Source organism: Variovorax sp. GW821-FHT10D07 (genome assembly GCF_059415325.1).
Window position 1 is genome coordinate 807952 of the sequence record NZ_JBWKMZ010000001.1, and the last position, 18881, is coordinate 826832.

Genomic DNA, 18881 nt, shown 5'->3' on the forward strand with positions numbered 1-18881 from the left:
CCATGACACGCACTCATCCCCTGCGGGTGCGCGCGCGCGTGCCCTTTCGCCTCGGCCTGTGCGCCGCCGTGCTCGGCGCGTGGGGCGCTCCCGTCATCGCGCAGCAGTTCGCCGCGTCGTCCTTCAATCCGAGCTTCCTCGGCGTCGGTGGCGACCAGCAGAATGCCGACCTGTCGCTCTTCGCCTTCGGCAATCGCGTGCTGCCGGGCTCGTACACCGTCGACGTGTCGCTCAACGAGCGACGCGCCGGGCAGGCCACGATCCGTTTCGACGCCAAGGAGGGCAGGAACGACGCCGAGCCCTGCCTCACGCGCGCCATGCTCGATGCATGGGGCGTCAACGTGGCGGTGTTCCCGGCCTTGATGGCGCTGGCCGACGAGGCCTGCGTCGATCTGGGCGCGGCCATTCCCGAAGCCTCTTTCGGCTACGACGTCGACAAGATGCACCTGCGCATCGACATCCCGCAGGCGGCGATGAAGCGCTCGGCGCGCGGGGCCGTGGACCCCGGCATGTGGGACCGGGGCATCACGGCCGGAATGCTCGACTACCAGGTCAACCTTGCCCGCTACGGTGGCGACGCCTACCGTCGCAGCGCCGATCCCTTCGCCGCGCCGCGCAGCGTGTTCGACGGCAGCCCCTTCCCCGGGCCCGACAGGCAGCCTCGGCGCGACACCCTGTTCGTCGGCTTGCGCGGCGGCTTCAACCTCGGCGATTGGCGCTTTCGCCATTTCTCGACCTACAACCGCGGCATCGATGGCGCGGGCCGATGGCAGGCCGTCAACACCTATGCCCAGCGCGACCTGTTGCCGCTGCAGGCGCAATTGCTGATCGGCGATGGCAGCACGCCCGGCAACCTGTTCGACAGCATTGCGTTTCGCGGCGTGCAACTGGCCACCAACGAATCGATGCTGCCCGACAGCCAGCAGGGCTACGCCCCCACCATCCGCGGCATTGCACAGACCCATGCGCGCATCACGGTGCGGCAGAACGGCTACACCATCTACAGCACCTTCGTGGCGCCGGGCGCCTTCGTGATCGACGACCTCTATCCCACGGCCTCGAGCGGCGACCTCGAGGTGAGCATCGTCGAGGCCGATGGCCGCGAGACCCGCTACATCCAGGCGTTCTCCGCGGTGCCCACGCTGCTGCGCGAAGGCACATGGCGCTATTCGGCCACGCTCGGCAAGTACCGCAGCGCGCGCGGCCAGAGCTTGTCCTTCTCGCCCGACTTCCGCGACGGCGGTCTGTCGTTGCTGCGGGCCTGGCAGCGGCCATCGCGTGCCGAACCGAGCTTCGCGCAAGGCACGGTGGCACGTGGCCTGGGCAAGGGCTACAGCGTCTACGGCGGGCTGATCGCCTCGGGGCGCTACCTGTCGGCGATGGCGGGCGTGGGCAAGAACATGCGCGCCTTCGGTGCCGTGTCCGCCGACCTGTCGGCCGCGCGTGCCTCGGTGTCGACGCCGCTGCTGGCCGAGCAGCACTACAACGGCCAATCGGTGCGGTTCCTGTACGCCAAGGCCTTCGATGCGGGAACCACCGTGCGCGTGGCGGGCTATCGCTATTCGACCAGCGGCTACCGCACTTTCCAGGAGGCCGCGGACATGCAGGGACTGGACCCGCTGGAACGCCTCCACAACCGCCGCAACGAACTGAGGCTGGAGTTGTCGCAACGTCTGGGCGACTGGGGCTCGGTGTTCGCCTCGGCGCGTCAGCAAAGCTACTGGGGAACCGGCGCCAAGGACAGCCTGGTGCAGATGGGCTACTCGGGCAGCTTCAAGCAGTTCGGCTACAGCATCCACTACAACCGCAGCACCAGCCAGGGTCGTGCGCCGAACAACCAGATCATGTTCACGTTGAGCGTTCCGCTCGGCGGCTCCGCGGCCAGCGTCCAGTATTCGGTATCGCACGAGCGCAACGGCGGCACCAGCCAGCAGGCCAGCGTGTTCGGCACCGCGCTCGAGGACGCCCGCCTCACCTACAACCTGTCGGGAAACCGCATCGAAGCGCAGGGGTCGACCAGCCATGCGAGCCTCAGCTACCTGTCGCGAATCGGGCGTTTCGAGGGCGGGATTTCGCAGAGTTCCGGCCATCGGCAAGCCACCTTCGGCATGGCGGGCGGGCTGCTGCTGCATGGCGATGGCCTGACCCTGGCGCAACCGCTGGGCGACACCATCGCCCTGGTGCATCTGCCCAAGGCCTCGGGCGTGGGCATCGAATCGCAACCCGGCGTGGCGACCGACGGCGCAGGCATCGCCGTCGTCTCCAATCTTTCGCCCTATCGGATCAACCGCCTGGCCGTGCGCACGCAGGACCTCGGCGACACCGTGGAAGTCCGCAACGCCGCGACCGAGGTGGTGCCCACGCGCGGTGCCGTGGTGCGCGCGACCTTCGAGACCGCGGTGGGCCATCGGCTGATGCTGACGCTGACGCGGGGCAAGGGCGAGCCCATGCCCTTCGGTTCGCGCATCGAGAACGAAGCGGGCCAGGAGATGGGCATCGTCGGTCCCGATGGCCAGGCCTTCGTCAGCGGGGCCGAGCCGGCCGGGACGTTGACGGTGATCTGGGGCCGCCGCACGGGCGACCGATGCAGCGTGTCCTACGCGCTGCCCGAAGAAATCAGTTCGCCGCCGATCCGCGAGATCGCGGGACAGTGCGATGCGGACATCAACGCCGAGAGGAAAACAGAATGAGAAATTGGCATCGTCGATCGGCCCATCGAGCGGCAGCCATGGCGTGGAGGGTGTCGCGCCTCGTGCTGCCCCTCGCCACGCTGTGGCTGGCGGGCATGCAGGGCGCATGGGCGGCGTGCGTGCGTTATCCGGGCGCGTACGAACACATCGTCTACATGAACATGGGAAACGTCTACGTTCCCGACGGACTGGCGGTCGGAGGAACCATCAAGACGCAAAGCTTTCCCATCTGGGTCAGCGGCACCGGCGATCTCATGTTCAATTGTCGGGGCGGCGGCTATGTCTACGGAACGGTGCTGCAGGGCTCGCCCATACCGGGCTTCTTCAACGTCTACTCCACGCAAGTGCAGGGCATCGGCATCCGGCTCTCGCGCGTCGTTGACGGCTCCTTTCTCGTCTACTACCCGCACACCATGCCAACCCCCAACGGCACCGGTCAACTGGCTGCGGGCACGTCATTCCAGGTGGAGTTGATCAAGACGGCCGACAGCACCGGCAGCGGCTCGCTGGCCGGCGGAACCTACACCCGCTACTACGGCGATGGCGAGCCTTACTGGTCGGCGCTGACGACCATTCTCTCGGGGGATGTCAGCGGCATCACGATCATCACGCCGTCGTGCTCCGTCGATGCGGGCTCGCGCAACATCCCGGTGGAATTCGGGCGCGTGTCGCTCAGCAACTTCAAGGGGATGGACTCCACGACGGGCGATCGAAGGTTCAGCATCAAGCTTCGGTGCCAGGCGAATCCGAACCTGCAGAAATGGGTGGACCTGCGCATGGATGCGACGCAGGACCCGTCGAACCGGCAGGGGGTGCTGAGGATCACGCAGGGCGGCGCGGGCATTGCGACGGGCGTGGGCATCCAGCTCCTGGGTGGCGATGCCCAGCCGGTGCGCTTCGGCAAGGGCATGCAGGTCGGCCCGATGAAGAACGGCAGCTACGACGTGCCCTACTCGGCCCGCTACTACCAGACCGCCGCGAGGATCCGGCCGGGTCGCGCCGACGGCACCGCGACCTTCACGCTCGAATACCGCTGAGACAGTCGGCGTTCGTCGCGTGGGCAGCGCGCCTTCGGGTGGCGTCTGCCCACGCGCCGCTTTCGGGCCGAGCGCGGCGGCGATGGAGAAGCGCGCCGGGCGCTACGAAGTGAATGACGAGCCCAGCACGACCAGGCGATAGCCGATCCCGTAGATCGTGAGGAGCTGAACCCCCCTGTGCGGCCCGAGTTCGAGCTTCTTGCGCAGGCGCGTCATGTGCACGTCGAGCACGCGCGAGCCGGGATTGGCGAGCCGATCGAAAAGCCGGGTTTCGATCTCTTCACGGGTGATGACCTTGCCGAGGTTCTCGAACAGGATGAGCGCGATGTCGAACTCGCGCGGCTGCAGGCGGACCTCCTCGCCATCGACCATCACGATGCGCCGCAATCGCTTGAAGTAGTAGCCGCCGCAGACCAGGTCCTGCTCGGCCGGCAGATCGACGGGGGCCTGCTTTCGCGATTGCAGCAATTGCAGCCGCATCGACAGCTCAGCGCCATTGACGGGCGCGGTGACGAACTCGATGCGTTCGCTGTTGAGCGGTTCGTCGTTGAAGGTGGAGGCCACGTTCATCGCATCGCGCGATATGACGACCAGGACCGGCAGCTTCACCATGCCGCGCAAGCTGGCCCAGCGTCGCTGGTTCCATGCCTTGTCCGCGCATGCGACCAGGGCATCGTACCGACGCCCCAGGGAGATCGAATCCCACAGGGCCTGCACCGAATCGAACGCGGCCGACGTGAAACCCTGCGAATCCAGCGCGGTGCGCAAGGGACCGCGCTCATGGTCGTCGCCGAAGATCAGGGCCAGGGAGGAAATGGATTGGAGCGTGGACGGCTTCGTGTTCTTGCTCGACGTCATGGTGCACGGCCCTCCACACCTCGCATGGAGCGCTCGCTGCGTACGCTCGGCAGGTCGGCGGGCTCGCGACATGCGCCCTCACCTGATCTTGCTGCTGATTCCCTCATCCCCTGCCCCGCGCGGCTTCGGCCGCTTATGTCTGTTTATAAAAAATGAAATTTAAAAAATGAGAGTGAATACTCATTTCCATCGCAATGCATTATCAATCTTGAGTCTGGATGGGGTGAGCTCCGGATAAGGATTTTGTGGATTTCTTGTGATTATGAACTATATAAATGATCGATATGAGGGAAATTATATTCTCTCAAAAGCTAATTTGCTGAATCTATATTAACAATTGCGAGCGTACAAGTGCATGTGGAATTAAGGGGTTTATTTAAATTTTGTTTTCATTCGCGCGAAGAACATTTGCAAATGCTTCGAGTTGCGAATGAGTTGATAACTTGTCGGAATCGGCCGCCGGTCTCGAGGCAGCGGGCGGACGATCCGTTGCTCGCAGGTCAGTCGTGCGCCGGCGGCCGCCTGCCGGTGCCCACGCCGGCGGTCGGCACCAATGGCAGCCCCAGCCGCGCGGCCGCCTCTTCCTGCACCGCCATCGCGCGCTCGAAGCCCGCGCGCGCACTCAGCCGCGACCAGTACGCGTGCACCGCCGGGCCGAAGCGCTCGTGCAGCCCCAGCACGCGCGCCAGCATCAGCGCATAGCCGAGCGAGATGTCGGCGGCCGTGAAGCGGCCGGCGCAGGCGAAGTCCTGCGTCTCGAGCAACTGCTCGATCGTCCGCAGGCGGCCGTGGAAGAACTGCGCATAGTCCTGCGCGGCCTGGGGCAGCCGGCGCTCCTGCGGCTCGAGCGTGCCGTAGCGCAGCACCAGGGCCTGCGGAAAGGTCAGCGAGGCCTCGCCGAAGTGCAGCCAGTTGAGGTACTGCGCATAGCCTGCCTCGTCGCGCTCCACGTTCAGCGGCGTCGGCGCATGCAGGCTGGCCAGGTACTGGCAGATCGCGACCGACTCGTTCATGCGGACTTCGCCATCGACCAGCAGCGGCACCGTGCCCTGCGGATGGATCGCGAGGTAGTCGCGCTGCAGCACGCGCGGCGGAAACGGCAGCATCTCCAGCTGGTAGGGCGCACCGAGTTCCTCGAGCATCCAGAGAACGCGGAACGAGCGGGCATTCGCGCAGTGGTAGAGCGTGATCATCGGGTGCGGGGCTCGCGCCGGGAGTGGGCCCGCTGATCGTCGCTCGCAGCGGGCCGGCGCGCCTTGCGTCGATTGGCTGAGTTGCCGCGCGCCGCCATGCCAGCCAGTCTGCGCAAGCGCCGCCCCGCCCGGCGCGCATAGCCTGCGCATCCCGCGATCGAGCGATCGCGATTCCGGAGCGTTCATGCCTTCCCTGAAATCCAAGACCCTCTTCGTCACCGGCGCGAGCCGCGGCATCGGCAAGGCCATCGCGCTGCGGGCCGCGCGCGACGGCGCCAACATCGTGGTCGCGGCCAAGACCGCGACGGCCGACCCGCGCCTGCCGGGCACCATCCACAGCGCCGCCGAGGAGATCGTCGCGGCCGGCGGCCAGGCGCTCGCGGTGGTGGTCGACGTGCGCGACGAGGCGCAGGTCCGCGCCGCCGTCGATGCCGCCGTGGCGCGCTTCGGCGGCATCGACATCCTGGTCAACAACGCCAGTGCGATCCACCTCGAGACGGTGGAGCGCACGCCAATGAAGCGCTACGACCTGATGTTCGAGATCAACGCGCGCGGCAGCTACCTCTGCGCGCAGGCCTGCCTGCCGCACCTCGAGAAGGCCGCCAATCCGCACATCCTGACCCTGTCGCCGCCGCTGGACCTGAACCCCAAGTGGTTCGCGCGCCATGCGGCCTACACCACCTCGAAGTACGCGATGAGCATGCTGAGCCGCGGCCTGGCCGAGGAACTGCACGAACGCGGCATCGCGAGCAATTCGCTGTGGCCGCGCACCGTGATCGCCACCAGCGCGCTGCGCATCGCGGCGCCCGAGGTGGCGGGCCAGGCACGCGTGCCGGCCATCATGGCCGACGCCGCCTGGCACATCCTGACCCGGCCGAGCCGCGAGCTCACGGGACAGCTGCTGCTCGACGAGCAGGTGCTGCGCGAGGCCGGCGTCACGGACTTCGCGCCCTACCTCGTGACGCCGGGCGTCGAGCCGCTGATCGACTTCTTCGTGGAACCGTGACCTCTTCGCTTCGCCCCCCTTCAGGAGACCCTCGCATGCAGACCATCGACCCCGAACGCGCGGCCATCGCGCGCGTGTCCCTCGCCGACATCGTGCGCCGCGGCGCCCGCCGCCATCCCGGCAAGACGGCCGTGATCCAGGGCGAGCGGCGCATCAGCTTCGCCGAGCTCGACGCGGGCAGCGAGCGCGTCGGCGAGGCGCTGCGCGACCAGGGATTCACGGGCCACCGCATCGCGACCCTGTGCCTCAACTCGATCGAGCACCTGAGCGCGATCCAGGCCATCCACAAGTCCGGCAATGTCTGGGTGCCGGTCAACGTGCAGCTCGACGCGGCCGCGATCGAGCACGTGCTGAGCCATGCCGAGGTCGGCGCCGTCTTCATCGACGCGCCGCTGCTCGCGGTGCCGGCGCTGCGTGCGCTGATCGAGCGCCTGGGCCTGCTGACGGTGGTGATCGGCGGCCCGCAGCCGGCCGCCGCGGGCACCCTGCCCTTCGACGCGCTGGCCTCGCGCGCGCCCGCGCAGCCGCTGGGCGCGCCGGGCGGCGACGACGAGCTCGCGCTGATCATGTACACCAGCGGCACCACCGGCAAGCAGAAGGGCGTGATGCATTCGCACCGCTCGGTGCATGGCGCGCTGCTGAGCTGCGCGCAGAGCTTCGAGGCCACCGAGCACGACGTGGTCGGCTCGGTGCTGCCGCTGTTCCATTGCGCGCAGCACACCATCAGCATGGGCGCGCTGCTGACCGGCGCCACGATCTGGCTGGCCAGCGGCATCGATCCCGCGGCCATGCTGGCGGCGATCGAGCGCGAGCGCATCAGCTGGCTGTCGTGCCTGCCGATGATGTACGACGCGCTGATGAAGCATCCGCAGCGCCCGACCACCGATCTGTCGTCGCTGCGCCTGTGCATGTACGGCCTGGCGCCGATACCGAAGAACCTGCTCGCGCAGATCCGCAGCGAGATGTGCGCCGACGTGCGCCTGGGCACCGGCCAGACCGAGATGTACCCGCCGACCATGGTCTACCGCGCGAGCGACCATCCCGACAAGGACGGCAACTGCTGGGGCATGTCGGTGGCGGGCGTCGAGACCGCGGTGATGGACGACGACGGCCGCCTGCTCGGGCCGGGCGAGATCGGCGAGATCGTCCATCGCGGTCCCAACGTCTTCCTCGGCTACCTCAAGGACCCCGAGGCGACGGCCGCGGCGCGCCGCTTCGGCTGGCACCACACGGGCGACATCGGCATGTTCGAGGCCGACGGGCAGATGCTGTTCCTCGACCGCAAGAAGGACATGATCAAGTCCGGCGGCGAGAACGTCTCGAGCATCAAGCTCGAGGCGGTGCTGCTGGCCCATCCCGCGGTGGGCGCCGCGGCCGTGGTGGGCCTGCCGCATCCGCACTGGGGCGAGGCGGTCGCGGCCTTCGTGGTGCGGCGCCCCGCCGCCGAGGCCTGCGGCGAGGACGAGCTGCTGGCCTTCTGCCGCGAGCGCCTGGGCCGTTTCGAGGTGCCGAAGTCGATCCGCTTCGTCGACGCGCTGCCGATGACGCCGACGGGCAAGGTGCAGAAGTTCCAGCTGCGCAGCGGGCACCTGGAACTGTTCGCGGCGGGGCAGGGATAGCACCGCCATTCTCGTGTTCATCTATCGGACAAAGCCATGGTTTCGGGAAAGGGGTGCGCGAACAATCGATCGCATCGACGACCCGAGGCGGGATCGCGGGACACCGGTCCCGCGCCCGAAAGACCATGTTCTTCTACTTTCCCGACAACTACCGCTGGTCCCTTGCCGTGCTGCGCGCCATCGCCGCGGGCGGCCTGTTCGGCGAGATCGACTGGGCCTGCTCCCGGCTGAAGGACGCGGCGCGCGTGCAGCCCTCGGGCGACGTCGAGGCCTGGCACGGCGCCTGGAGCGAGCTCGGGCGCCAGCTCGAGCAGTCGGCCGCCGACGCGCTGGCGCGCGGCCACCGCGTGAGCGCCAGCGACTTCTCGCTGCGCGCCTCGGTCTACCACCAGTGGGCCGAGGGGCTGCTCGACCCCGACGACCCGCGCGCTGAGCAGGCCTATGCGAAGCACCTGTCGTGCTTCGCGAGCTTCGCCCGGCATCGCGACCCGGCGATCGAGCTGGTCGACATCCCGTTCGAGGGCAGCGTGATCCCGGCCTACCTGGTGCCCGCCGTGGGGCGCGAGGGGCCGGGGCCGGTGGCGCTGCTGTCGGACGGCCTCGACGCGAACAAGGAGGAGATGTTCTACGTGGCGCAGAACCTCGCGCGGCGCGGCATCTCCACCCTCGCCTTCGACGGCCCGGGCCAGGGCTCGGCGCTGCGCGTGCACGGCCTGACCGCGCGCCACGATTTCGAGCGGCCGGTGACGGCCTGCGTCGACTGGCTGGTGCGCCGCGCCGACGTGGACCCCGCGCGCATCGGGCTGGTGGCGGCGAGCTGGGGCGGCTACTACGCGCCGCGCGCCGTGGCCTTCGAGAAGCGCATCAGGGCCTGTGCCGTGATGGGCGCGGTCTTCGACACCCATGCCTGCATGGTGCGGCGCGTGGGCTACGTGCCGGGCCAGGGCGCGACGCAGCTGGGCAACAGCGCGCCGCTGGGCACCACGGGCAAGCAGATCCTGCGCATCCTCGGCGTGCCGGACTGGGAGCGCGCGTTCCGCAAGCTCGAGGACTTCCGCCTCGAGGGCGTGGCCGCGCGCATCGACTGCGACCTGTTCATCGTGCATGGCGCCAACGACCGCCATGCCCCGCCCTCCGAGGCGCAGCGGCTGCTCGACGCGGTGAGCTCGCGCCACAAGCAGCTGCGCGTGTTCACCGAGGAGGAAGGCGGCGCGGCCCACGTGAACCTCGACCGGCCCGAGCCCGCGCTGAGCCTGGTATGCGACTGGATGGCCGAGCGCCTGGCGGCGGGAGAGCGCACATGAGCGCCGTGCCGGGCCGCCCCAAACAAGCGCGCACCGCAGTGCGAAGCACGAAGGTACTGCGATGACCACGGCCGACCCGAGCTGGATCGTCCACCAGGTGCGCGACGAGGTGAGCACCCTGCGCCTGCAGCGCCCGCAGGCCGGCAACCGGCTGACCAACGACATGGCGCTGGCGCTGGCCGACGCGCTCGATGCCGCGCACGCCAGCCGCGTGATCGTGCTCGAGGCCGAGGGCCCTGACTTCTGCCTGGGCCGCGAGATGGCGCCGCCCGCGCCCGGCGCCGGCGTCAATGCGGCCGATGTGCTGCGCGACGACGCCGCGCCGATCCAGCGGCTGTACGAGGCCTTCGGCCGCTGCCGCGCGCCGGTGCTGGGCCTGGTGGCCGGGCGTGCCTGGGGCATCGGCATGGTGCTGGCGGCGCGCTGCGATCTCACGCTGTGCGCGCGCGACGCCAGCTTCGCGCTGCGCGAACTCGAGCGCGGCATTCCGCCCTGCATCGCGATGGCGCCGCTGCTCGACCGCATGCCGGCCAAGGCGCTCGCGCACCTGGTCTTCGGCGCCGAGCCCATCGATGCCGAGGCGGCACTGGCCGCGGGCATCGTCGGGCGCGTGGTCGACGCCGGCAGCCTGCGCGCCGAAGGCGAGGCGCTGGTGCGGCGGCTGCTGTCCTTTCCGGCGCCGGCCGTGCAGGCCGTCAAGCAGTTCCTCGCGAGCGCGCCGCGCCATCACGAAGCCAACGCCGTGCTCCACGGCGCGAGTCTGCTGGCCAACGTGCTCGGTTCGCGCTGAACGGCGGCGCCGAAGCGGCGCGGTCGACCATCACAAGAAGGAGACATCGCCATGCGGATTCCATTCCTCGCGTCTTTCACGCCCTTCGCGTCCTTCGCGCGGCTGGTGGCGGCCTTCACGCTGGCGCTCGCCTGCGGGTCCGCCTCCGCCGCCTATCCCGACAAGCCGGTGCGCGTGATCGTGGGCTTTCCGGCCGGCAGCACCGGCGACCTGATCGTGCGCATCCTCGGCCCGCGCCTGTCGCAGGGCCTGGGCCAGCCCGTGATCGTGGAGAACCGGCCCGGTGCCGGCAGCAGCATCGCCGCCGAGGCCGTGGCCCATGCCGCGCCGGACGGCCACACACTGCTGCTGAGCACCACCGCGAACGTCATCAATCCCAGCCTGTACCCGAACCTGCGCTTCAGCTTCGTTAAGGACCTGGCCCCGGTGAGCCTGCTGGCCGAGGCGCCCTCGGTGCTGATCGCGCGCGCCGATCTTCCCGCGCGCACGGTGAAGGACCTGATCGCCGCGGCCGCCGCGGCGCCCGGCAAGTTCAGCTACGGCTCCTCGGGCAACGGCACCTTCACCCATCTCTATGGCGAGGCCTTCAACCAGGCGGCCCAGGTGCAGCTGACCCATGTGCCCTACAAGGGCAGCGCCCAGGCGCTGACCGACGTGGTCGCGGGCCGCGTGGACCTGGCCTTCACGCCCGCGGCGCCGGTGCTGGCGCAGATCCAGGCCGGCCGGGTCAAGGCGCTGGCGGTGATCGGCCGGCAACGCATGGCGGCCCTGCCGCAGGTGCCGACCTTCGCCGAGGCGGGCATCGCCGACTTCGACGCCGCCCTGTGGTTCGGCCTGCATGCGCCCGCGGGCACGCCGGGCGCCGTGGTCGACCGGCTGGCGGCCGAGCTGCGCAAGGTGCTGGCCGATCCCGAGGTGCGCCGGCAACTCAACGACCAGACCGTCGAGCCGATCGCCGGCACGCCGGCCCAGTTCGCGGGCATCATCGCGAGCGAATCGGCGCGATGGGCCAAGGTGATCGCCACCGCGGGCATCAAGGTCGATTGAGGCCACCCCCCATTCCCCGGCACGAAGGAGACACACATGACACTGGGCCACGAGATCCGGGGCCACGGCCCGCAGCGCGTGATGATCCTGCACGGCTGGTTCGGCGACCACCACGCCTGGGCGCCGACCTATGCGCTGCTCGACGAGCAGGCCTTCACCTACGCCTTCCCCGACTACCGCGGCTATGGCGCCTCGCGCGCCATCGAGGGCCGGCACACGATCGCGGAGATCGCGGCCGACGCCCTCGCGCTGGCCGATGCGCTGGGCTGGGACCGCTTCTCGCTGCTGGGCCACTCGATGGGCGGCATGGTGGCGCAGCGGATCGCGATCGATGCGCCCGAGCGCATCGCGGCCACTGTCTGCGTGACGCCGGTGCCGGCCTCGGGCGTGCCGCTGCCGCCCGAGGTCGCGGCGCTGTTCGCCGCGGCGGGCACCGACGAGCGCGCCGCTTTGGGCGTGATCGATGCCTCGCTGGGTTCGCGCCTCACGCCCGCCCTGGCGCGCGGCATCCTCGCGCACCAGCGCGCCACGTCCGAGCCCGGCGCCTTCGCGGACTACTTCCAGGCCTTCTCGGCCACCGATTTCTCGGACCGCGCGGCCGCGCTGCGCGCGCCGCTGCTGGTGCTGGTGGGCGAGCACGACGGGGGCGTGTCGCCCGACTTCGTGCAGGCCACCTTTCCGCGCCTGTACCCGCATGCGCGGATCGAGACGCTGCCCAATGCCGGGCACTACCCGATGCTCGAGACGCCGGCCTACCTGGTGACGCGCTGCGAGGCCTTCCTGCGCGAGCACGGCGGCTGAAGCGGCAGTCGCGGCCTTTTCAGGCCTTGCGCTTGCGCAGCAGGATCTCCACCGACTGCGTGGCTTCGCGCAGCATGCCGGCCACCTGCGCGATGCGGCGCTGGCCCAGGCGCTGCGAGAGCGCGGCGACGCTCAGCGCGCCGATGGCCTGCCCCATCGAGTCGCGAAAGGGCACGCCGACCGCCTTCACGCCCAGGCTCACGCGGTTCTGGATCACGGCGGCGCCCAGGGCGCGCGCCTCCTCGCAGGCCTGGGCCAGGTCCTGCGTCGACAGCTTGCCGAAGGCGGCGAGGCCGGGCCCCACCCGTTCGATGATGTGGGCGCGCTCCTCGTCGCCGATGGCCGAGAGGATCGCCAGCCCGCCCGCGCCCACGCCCAGCGGGCGCCGGCTGCCGACCTCGAGCACCAGCGCGCGGATCGGGAAGGCGCCTTCGCGGCGGTGCATGCAGACCGCGTCGAAGCTGCTGCGCACCACCAGGTAGACGGTGTCGCCGGTCTCGCGGGCCAGCATGTCCATCGCGGGTTCGCAGAGGTCGCGGATGTCGTGCATGGTCGAGCCGGCCACGCCGAGTTCGAAGGCCAGCGGCCCGAGCTTGTAGCGGCGCAGCTCCTCGTTGAAGACCGCGAGCCGCTCCGCGGCGAGCTGGCCCAGGATGCGGTGCACCGACGGATGCGGGATCTGCGACTTCTCCGACAGCTCGGTCAGCGCCAGCCCGCGCGAGCCCGCGGTGGCCAGCAGCTTGAGGATCGCCACGCCGCGTTTGAGCGAGCCGGCATCGGAGGGCGTTTTCATGTTCGATTGATGGACAAACGACTGGTTCGAGGCGAGCCATTAGAAAACAATTCCCGCTCGCGCCCCCGTCGTGTCCCGTCTATCGGACAGCACTCGCAGCGGGTTCATCCATCGACAACGCCCCACCACCGAGGACCTCCATGAAGACAACAGCGCCGCGCGGGAGCCGCCGATGAACGCCGCCGCCACCCCCTTGGCCGGCCGGATCGCGGTCGTCACCGGCGGCAGCAGCGGCATCGGCGCCGCCTGCGTGCGCGCGCTGGCGGACGCGGGCGCGACCGTGGTCATCGGCTACAACGAAGGCGCCGAGCGTGCGCGCGCGCTGCGCGAGGAATTGCCGGGCGCCGACCACGGCACCCTGCGCATTCCGCTGACCGATGCCGCGGCGCACGCGGCCATGGCCGGCGCGCTGCAGCAGCGCTTCGGCCGCGTCGACGTGCTGGTGAACTCGGCCGGCTTCACGCAGCGCATCGCGCATGGCGATCTCGAGGCGCTGCCGCCCGCGCTGTTCGAGCAGATCCTCGCCGCCAACGTCGGCGGCCCCTACGCCATCACGCGCGCGCTGATGCCGCTGCTCCAGGCCTCGGCCGACGCGGCGGTGATCAACGTGTCCTCGGTCTCGGCCTTCACGGGCCTGGGCAGCAACCTCGCCTACTGCGCGGCCAAGGCGGCGCTCGACACGCTGACCGTGTCGATGGCGCGCGCCTTCGCGCCGGTGCGCTTCCTCGCCGTGTCGCCCGCGGCGGTCGACACCGGCTTCGTGCAGGGCCGCAACCGCGAGGAGCTGCAGAAGAAGGCCGCCACCACGCCGCTGGGCCGTATCGTGACCCCGCAGGACGTGGCGCTCGCCGTGCTGGGCTGCGTGACGCACCTGCGCACGGCCACCGGCACGCGGATCGTCATCGATGGAGGCCACAGCCTGTGAGGGGCGGGACCGCTGCCATGCTCGTCGAACAACGCACCTACACCACCCACCCCGGCCAGTGGCGCGCCTACCTGTCGCTCTACGAGGCCAAGGGGCTGGCGATCCAGCATCGAATCCTCGGGCGCATGGTCGGCTACTACCGCACGGAGACCGGCCCGCTCAACCAGGTGATCCACCTGTGGGCCTACCTCGACATGAACGAGCGCGCCGAGCGGCGCGAGCGGCTGATGGCCGATCCGGGATGGCAGGCCTACGTGGTGGAGATGCTGCCGCTGCTGCAGAGCCAGGAATCGAAGATCCTGCTGCCGGCCGCCTTCTTCACGCCCCAGTGGCAGGAGTCGCCATGAACGCGCGCACGGGCGAGACCGCAACGGTGCCCCGCTACCAGAGCGGGTTCGGCAATCAGTTCGCCAGCGAGGCGCTGCCCGGCGCGCTGCCGGTGGGCCGCAACTCGCCGCAGCAGGCGCCGCTGGGCCTGTATGCCGAGCTGCTGTCGGGCACGGCTTTCACCGCGCCGCGCGATCGCAACCTGCGCACCTGGATGTACCGCCGGCGTCCCAGCGCCATGCACGAGGCCTTCGCGCGCATCGACGACGGCGACTGGCGCAGCGGCCCGTTCACCGAGGTGGAGACGCCGGCCAACCGGCTGCGCTGGAATCCCTGGCCAGTGCCAGAGCAGGCCACGGACTTCATCGACGGCATCGTGACCATCGCGGGCAATGGCGAGCCGCATGCGCAGGCCGGTTCGGCGGTGCACGTCTACCGCGCCAACCGCTCGATGGCCGGGCGCTACCTCGTGAACTCCGACGGCGAGTTGCTGCTCGTGCCGCAGCAGGGCGCGCTGCGGCTGCACACCGAGCTCGGGCGCCTGCAGGTCGCGCCCGGCGAGATCGCGCTGCTGCCGCGCGGCATGCGCTTTCGCGTCGAGCTGCCCGACGGCGAGGCGCGCGGCTATGCCTGCGAGAACTACGGCGCGCCGTTCCGCCTGCCCGAGCTGGGGCCGATCGGATCGAACGGCCTCGCCAATGCGCGCGACTTCCTGGCGCCCGTGGCGGCCTTCGAGGAAGACACCGGCCCGGTGCGCATCGTCAACCGCTTCATGGGCCACCTGTGGGAAGGCACGCAGGCCGGCACGCCGCTCGACGTGGTCGCATGGCACGGCAACCTCGTGCCCTGCAAGTACGACCTGGCGCGCTTCATGGCCATCGGCACCATCAGCTTCGACCATCCCGATCCGTCGATCTACACGGTGCTGACCTCGGGCAGCGACACGCCGGGCGTGGCCAACTGCGATTTCGTGATCTTCCCGCCGCGCTGGCTGGTGGCGGAAGACACCTTCCGCCCGCCCTGGTTCCACCGCAACGTGATGAGCGAGCTGATGGGCCTGGTGCGCGGCGTCTACGACGCGAAGGCCGAGGGCTTCGTGCCCGGTGGCATGAGCCTGCACAACTGCATGCTGCCGCACGGCCCCGATGCCGCTACCTTCGAGCGGGCCAGCACCGCCGCGCTCGCGCCGCATAGGCTCGACGACACGCTGGCCTTCATGTTCGAGAGCCGCCACGTGTTCCGGCCCACGGCGCGGGCGCTCGCCGCGGACAACCTGCAGCCCGGCTACGACGCCGTGTGGCGCGGCTTCCAGCCCGCGCGCGCCTGATTCGAGGAGACAACGAGACCATGACCACCGCCATCGCCACCCGGCGCGAACTGCTCGCGCTGGCCGCCGCCTTCGCGCTGCTGCCCCCTGCCCGTGCGCAGGGCGCCTACCCCATGCGCCCGCTCCAGCTGACCCATGGCTTCGGCGCGGGCGGCAATGCCGACATCGTGTCGCGCCTGCTCGCGCAGAAGATGCAGGACGGGCTCGGGCAGCCGATGGTCGTCGAGATCAAGAGCGGTGCCGGCGGCCTGATCGCCACCGACTTCGTGGCCAAGGCCCGGCCCGACGGCTACAACCTCGCCATGCTCACGGGCGCGCACACGGTGTCGGCCGCGCTGCGCCGCAAGCTGCCCTACGACCCGGTGAACGACTTCGCCTTCGTCTCGACCGTGACCAGCTTTCCTTTCGTCATCGCGGTGCGCGCCGAGCACAAGGCCCGCGACCTGGCCGAGCTGCTCGCGAGCGCGCGGCAGGCGCCGGGACAGGTCAGCTTCACCTCGGTGGGCGTGGGCTCGACCCAGCACATGGTCGGCGAACTGCTGGGCGTGAGCGCGGGCGCGAAGCTGCTGCACGTGCCCTACCGCGGCGGCGGCGCGCCGGTGCAGGCGGTGATCGGCGGCGACGTCGACATCCTCGCCGACACGCTGACGGTGGCGACGCCGCACATCCAGTCGGGCCGGCTGCGCGCGCTGGCGGTCACCAGCGCGCAGGCCTGGCCGTCGATGCCGGAGCTGCCCACGGTGGCGAGCGTGCTGCCGGGCTTCGAGATCCGCTCCTGGCTGGGACTCGCGGCGCCGCGCGGCACGCCGGGGCCGGTGGTCGACCTGCTCGCGGCCCAGGTGCGCTCGGCCCTCGAGGCGCCCGGGGTCGGGGCCGCGCTGGCCGCGCTCGGCAGCGAGCCCGCGCCCTCCTCGCCGGCCCGCATGAAGGCCATGGTCGAGCAGGAGATCCGGCGCTGGAGCGAGGTGGTCGCCAAGGCCGGCATTCCGCCGCAGTGAGCGCCGCCGGCCGAATGCCGGCTTAACGCTTCCCTAACGATGGGGCGCTACGGTACTGTCGCGTTGGCGAACCAACGGGAGCCCTGCGTGCGCACACTGCTTGTGGAAGACGACGAGATGATCGGCAAGAGCCTGGTCCGCGGCCTGGAGCGCTCGGGCTGGGCCGTGGACTGGGTGCGCGACGGCCTGCTCGCCCAGAGTGCGATGGCCGATGGCGACTACAACTGCGTGCTGCTCGACCTGGGCCTGCCCAAGGCCGACGGCATCGAGGTGCTGCGCCGCGCGCGCAGCCTCCGGGACGACACGCCGGTGCTGATCCTGACGGCGCGCGCGGCCCTGGGCCAGCGCATCGAAGGGCTGGACCTCGGGGCCGACGACTACCTGACCAAGCCCTTCGAGCTGCCCGAGCTGCTGGCGCGCATGCGGGCGATCACGCGGCGACGCCATGGCGCCTCGAACTCCATCGTCGGCAGCGGCAACGTGCAGCTCGACCTCACGACCCGCGAGGTGCTCTACAAGGGCACGCGCGAGACGCTCACCGCGCGCGAGTTCGCGCTGATGCACGCCATGCTCGAGCGGCCCGGCGCCATCCTCTCGCGCGAGCAGCTCGAGAGCCGCATCTACGGCTGGGGCGAGGAGGTGATGAGCAACGCGGTCGACGTGATCATCCACAACATGCGCCGCAAGCTCGGTGCCGACACCATCCGCAACGTGCGCGGGCTCGGCTGGCGCATCGTGGATTCATGAGCGCCATGAACGCCGTGAGCGCCGTGAGCGATACCCCGAAGCGCCCCTGGTACTCGCCGGGCTCGCTGCGCAACAAGCTGCTGCTGTGGCTGGTGCTGGTGCACGTGGCCGCGGCCCTCGGCGTGGCCTGGTTCACCTACACCAGCTACGACCGGCTGATCGTCACCTTCAAGGACGACCAGATGCAGATGCTGGCCGAGTCCTATGCCGGCAAGGAGAACTTGCCGGTGCTCAAGCCCACCGACGAGGCCACGCTCTACAGCCGCGGCAGCTTCGTGATCCAGGTCTGGAGCGCCGAGGGCCGGCTGCTGGCCAGTTCCCGGCCGCAGCTCGCGATCGGCCTGCAGCCTCGGCCGGGGCTGCACACCGTGCGCCTCGCGCCGGGCGACACCGGCATCTGGCGCGTCTATGCCACCGATCCGGGCGCGGACGGCGGGAACTTCCGCGTGCAGGTGATCCAGAACGGCGGCTTCGTGCGCACGCTGGTCGAGCGGCGCGCGCTGCAGTCGGCCATGCCGATCGCACTGCTGTTGCCGCTGTCGCTGGCCGTGCTGTGGCTGGTGGTCTGGACCTCGGCGCGCCAGCTGCGCCGCGTGGCGCTCGACGTGGCGGCGAAGGACGAGCGCAGCCTGTCGGCGCTGTCGGTGTCCCACGTGCCCGACGAGATCGCGCCGCTGGTGCAGGCCTTCAACAGCCTGCTCGGGCGGCTGCGCCAGGCCTTCGCCGCGCAGCGGCGCTTCGTGCAGGACGCGGCGCACGAGCTGCGCACGCCGATCGCGGCGCTGGGGCTGCAGCTCGACAACATGCGCGCCGAGGTGCCCGGCGAGAGCGCCGAGGAGCACTACCTGCAGCTCAAGGGCGGCGTGACGCGCGCCCAGCACCTGATCGAGCAGCTGCTGCGCATGTCGCAGCAGGAAGGCGGCGATCCGCTCGAGGCGGCGCTGCCGCAGGACGCGGCCTCGGCGGTGCGCGACAGCATCGCGCGCCTCCTGGTGATCGCCGACCGGCGCCGCATCGACATCGGCTTCGATGGCCGCACCAGCGCCACCGTGACCGCGCCCCCCACCGAGTTGCTGAGCCTGTTCGACAACCTGATCGACAACGCGCTGCGGCATGCGCCCGAAGGCAGCGTGGTCGACGTGCTGCTGCACGTGGTCGACGGCCGGCCGGTGCTGGACGTGATCGACCATGGGCCGGGCATTCCGCCCGAGGCGCTGGCGCGCGTGTTCGACCGCTTCTACCGCGTGCCGGGCACCGCGGCCGAGGGCAGCGGCCTGGGCCTGGCGATCGCGCAGATGGCCGCGCAGCGCAACGGCATGCGCATCGAGCTGATCAACCGCGGCGACGACGAGGGCCGGGTGCGCGGCCTGATCGCGCGGGTGCACCTGCCTTCGCCTTAACGCTGGGTTAACTCTCGCA

Annotated in this window: 17 protein-coding genes; 14 read left to right on the top strand and 3 right to left on the bottom strand. The window is 70.2% G+C overall.

The annotated features are described in order from the left end of the window. Window positions 1-2: 2 nt before the first annotated feature. Together AC07PU_RS03770 and AC07PU_RS03775 are read left to right on the top strand one after the other, a co-directional pair. Window positions 3-2690: a fimbria/pilus outer membrane usher protein gene (locus AC07PU_RS03770; RefSeq protein WP_495315338.1), complete on the top strand. Its 2688-nt coding sequence runs from the start codon at window positions 3-5 to the stop codon at window positions 2688-2690. Window positions 2691-2752: 62 nt separating this feature from the next. Further along, window positions 2753-3727, top strand: a complete 975-nt coding sequence (locus AC07PU_RS03775) for a fimbrial protein (protein WP_495315340.1) — start codon at window positions 2753-2755, stop codon at window positions 3725-3727. A gap of 102 nt (window positions 3728-3829) precedes the next feature. Here AC07PU_RS03775 and AC07PU_RS03780 read toward each other — a convergent pair whose 3' ends face one another. Together AC07PU_RS03780 and AC07PU_RS03785 are read right to left on the bottom strand one after the other, a co-directional pair. After that, the gene (locus AC07PU_RS03780) at window positions 3830-4585 is read right to left on the bottom strand and encodes a winged helix family transcriptional regulator (protein ID WP_495315342.1); all 756 of its coding nucleotides are present in this window, start codon (window positions 4583-4585) and stop codon (window positions 3830-3832) included. A 500-nt stretch (window positions 4586-5085) separates the two neighbouring features. Further along, on the bottom strand, window positions 5086-5778 hold the full coding sequence (locus AC07PU_RS03785) for a glutathione S-transferase family protein (protein WP_495315344.1): 693 nt from the start codon (window positions 5776-5778) through the stop codon (window positions 5086-5088). A 184-nt stretch (window positions 5779-5962) separates the two neighbouring features. Here AC07PU_RS03785 and AC07PU_RS03790 point away from each other — a divergent pair, with 184 nt between their 5' ends. From AC07PU_RS03790 to AC07PU_RS03815, 6 genes are all read left to right on the top strand, one after another. Further along, a complete protein-coding gene (locus AC07PU_RS03790; protein ID WP_495315346.1) occupies window positions 5963-6784 on the top strand; it encodes an SDR family oxidoreductase in 822 nt (273 codons plus the stop codon). A 35-nt stretch (window positions 6785-6819) separates the two neighbouring features. Then, entirely contained in the window at window positions 6820-8403 is a 1584-nt protein-coding gene (locus tag AC07PU_RS03795) for a class I adenylate-forming enzyme family protein (RefSeq protein ID WP_495315348.1), read from the top strand. A gap of 125 nt (window positions 8404-8528) precedes the next feature. Continuing rightward, the gene (locus AC07PU_RS03800; RefSeq protein WP_495315350.1) at window positions 8529-9707 is read left to right on the top strand and encodes an alpha/beta hydrolase family protein; all 1179 of its coding nucleotides are present in this window, start codon (window positions 8529-8531) and stop codon (window positions 9705-9707) included. A gap of 61 nt (window positions 9708-9768) precedes the next feature. Next, window positions 9769-10497, top strand: coding sequence for an enoyl-CoA hydratase/isomerase family protein (locus AC07PU_RS03805; protein WP_495315352.1), 729 nt, complete (start codon window positions 9769-9771; stop codon window positions 10495-10497). 51 nt (window positions 10498-10548) lie between these two features. Beyond that, window positions 10549-11544, top strand: a complete 996-nt coding sequence (locus tag AC07PU_RS03810; RefSeq protein WP_296782303.1) for a Bug family tripartite tricarboxylate transporter substrate binding protein — start codon at window positions 10549-10551, stop codon at window positions 11542-11544. A gap of 36 nt (window positions 11545-11580) precedes the next feature. Then, window positions 11581-12345: an alpha/beta fold hydrolase gene (locus AC07PU_RS03815; RefSeq protein WP_495315355.1), complete on the top strand. Its 765-nt coding sequence runs from the start codon at window positions 11581-11583 to the stop codon at window positions 12343-12345. Window positions 12346-12364: 19 nt separating this feature from the next. Here the strand turns inward: AC07PU_RS03815 and AC07PU_RS03820 are convergent, their stop codons facing one another. Then, window positions 12365-13138 (bottom strand): IclR family transcriptional regulator, encoded by a 774-nt coding sequence (locus tag AC07PU_RS03820; RefSeq protein WP_093349751.1) that lies wholly within the window; start codon window positions 13136-13138, stop codon window positions 12365-12367. Window positions 13139-13310: 172 nt separating this feature from the next. On the opposite strand from AC07PU_RS03820, the gene AC07PU_RS03825 reads away from it, so the two are divergent. The 6 genes from AC07PU_RS03825 (at window position 13311) to AC07PU_RS03850 (ending at window position 18862) form a co-directional block, all read left to right on the top strand. Continuing rightward, window positions 13311-14063 (top strand): SDR family NAD(P)-dependent oxidoreductase, encoded by a 753-nt coding sequence (locus AC07PU_RS03825; RefSeq protein ID WP_495315357.1) that lies wholly within the window; start codon window positions 13311-13313, stop codon window positions 14061-14063. 17 nt (window positions 14064-14080) lie between these two features. Next, complete coding sequence (locus tag AC07PU_RS03830; protein WP_490879404.1) at window positions 14081-14410, top strand: NIPSNAP family protein; 330 nt, start codon at window positions 14081-14083, stop codon at window positions 14408-14410. Continuing rightward, complete coding sequence (hmgA, locus tag AC07PU_RS03835; protein WP_495315360.1) at window positions 14407-15717, top strand: homogentisate 1,2-dioxygenase; 1311 nt, start codon at window positions 14407-14409, stop codon at window positions 15715-15717. The genes AC07PU_RS03830 and hmgA overlap by 4 nt, the downstream gene beginning before the upstream one ends. Window positions 15718-15737: 20 nt before the next feature. Next, the gene (locus tag AC07PU_RS03840) at window positions 15738-16715 is read left to right on the top strand and encodes a tripartite tricarboxylate transporter substrate binding protein (protein WP_495315362.1); all 978 of its coding nucleotides are present in this window, start codon (window positions 15738-15740) and stop codon (window positions 16713-16715) included. A gap of 87 nt (window positions 16716-16802) precedes the next feature. Then, a complete protein-coding gene (locus tag AC07PU_RS03845) occupies window positions 16803-17462 on the top strand; it encodes a response regulator (RefSeq protein ID WP_296782290.1) in 660 nt (219 codons plus the stop codon). Beyond that, window positions 17459-18862, top strand: a complete 1404-nt coding sequence (locus AC07PU_RS03850; RefSeq protein WP_495315364.1) for an ATP-binding protein — start codon at window positions 17459-17461, stop codon at window positions 18860-18862. The genes AC07PU_RS03845 and AC07PU_RS03850 overlap by 4 nt, the downstream gene beginning before the upstream one ends. The last annotated feature ends 19 nt before the right edge of the window (window positions 18863-18881 follow it).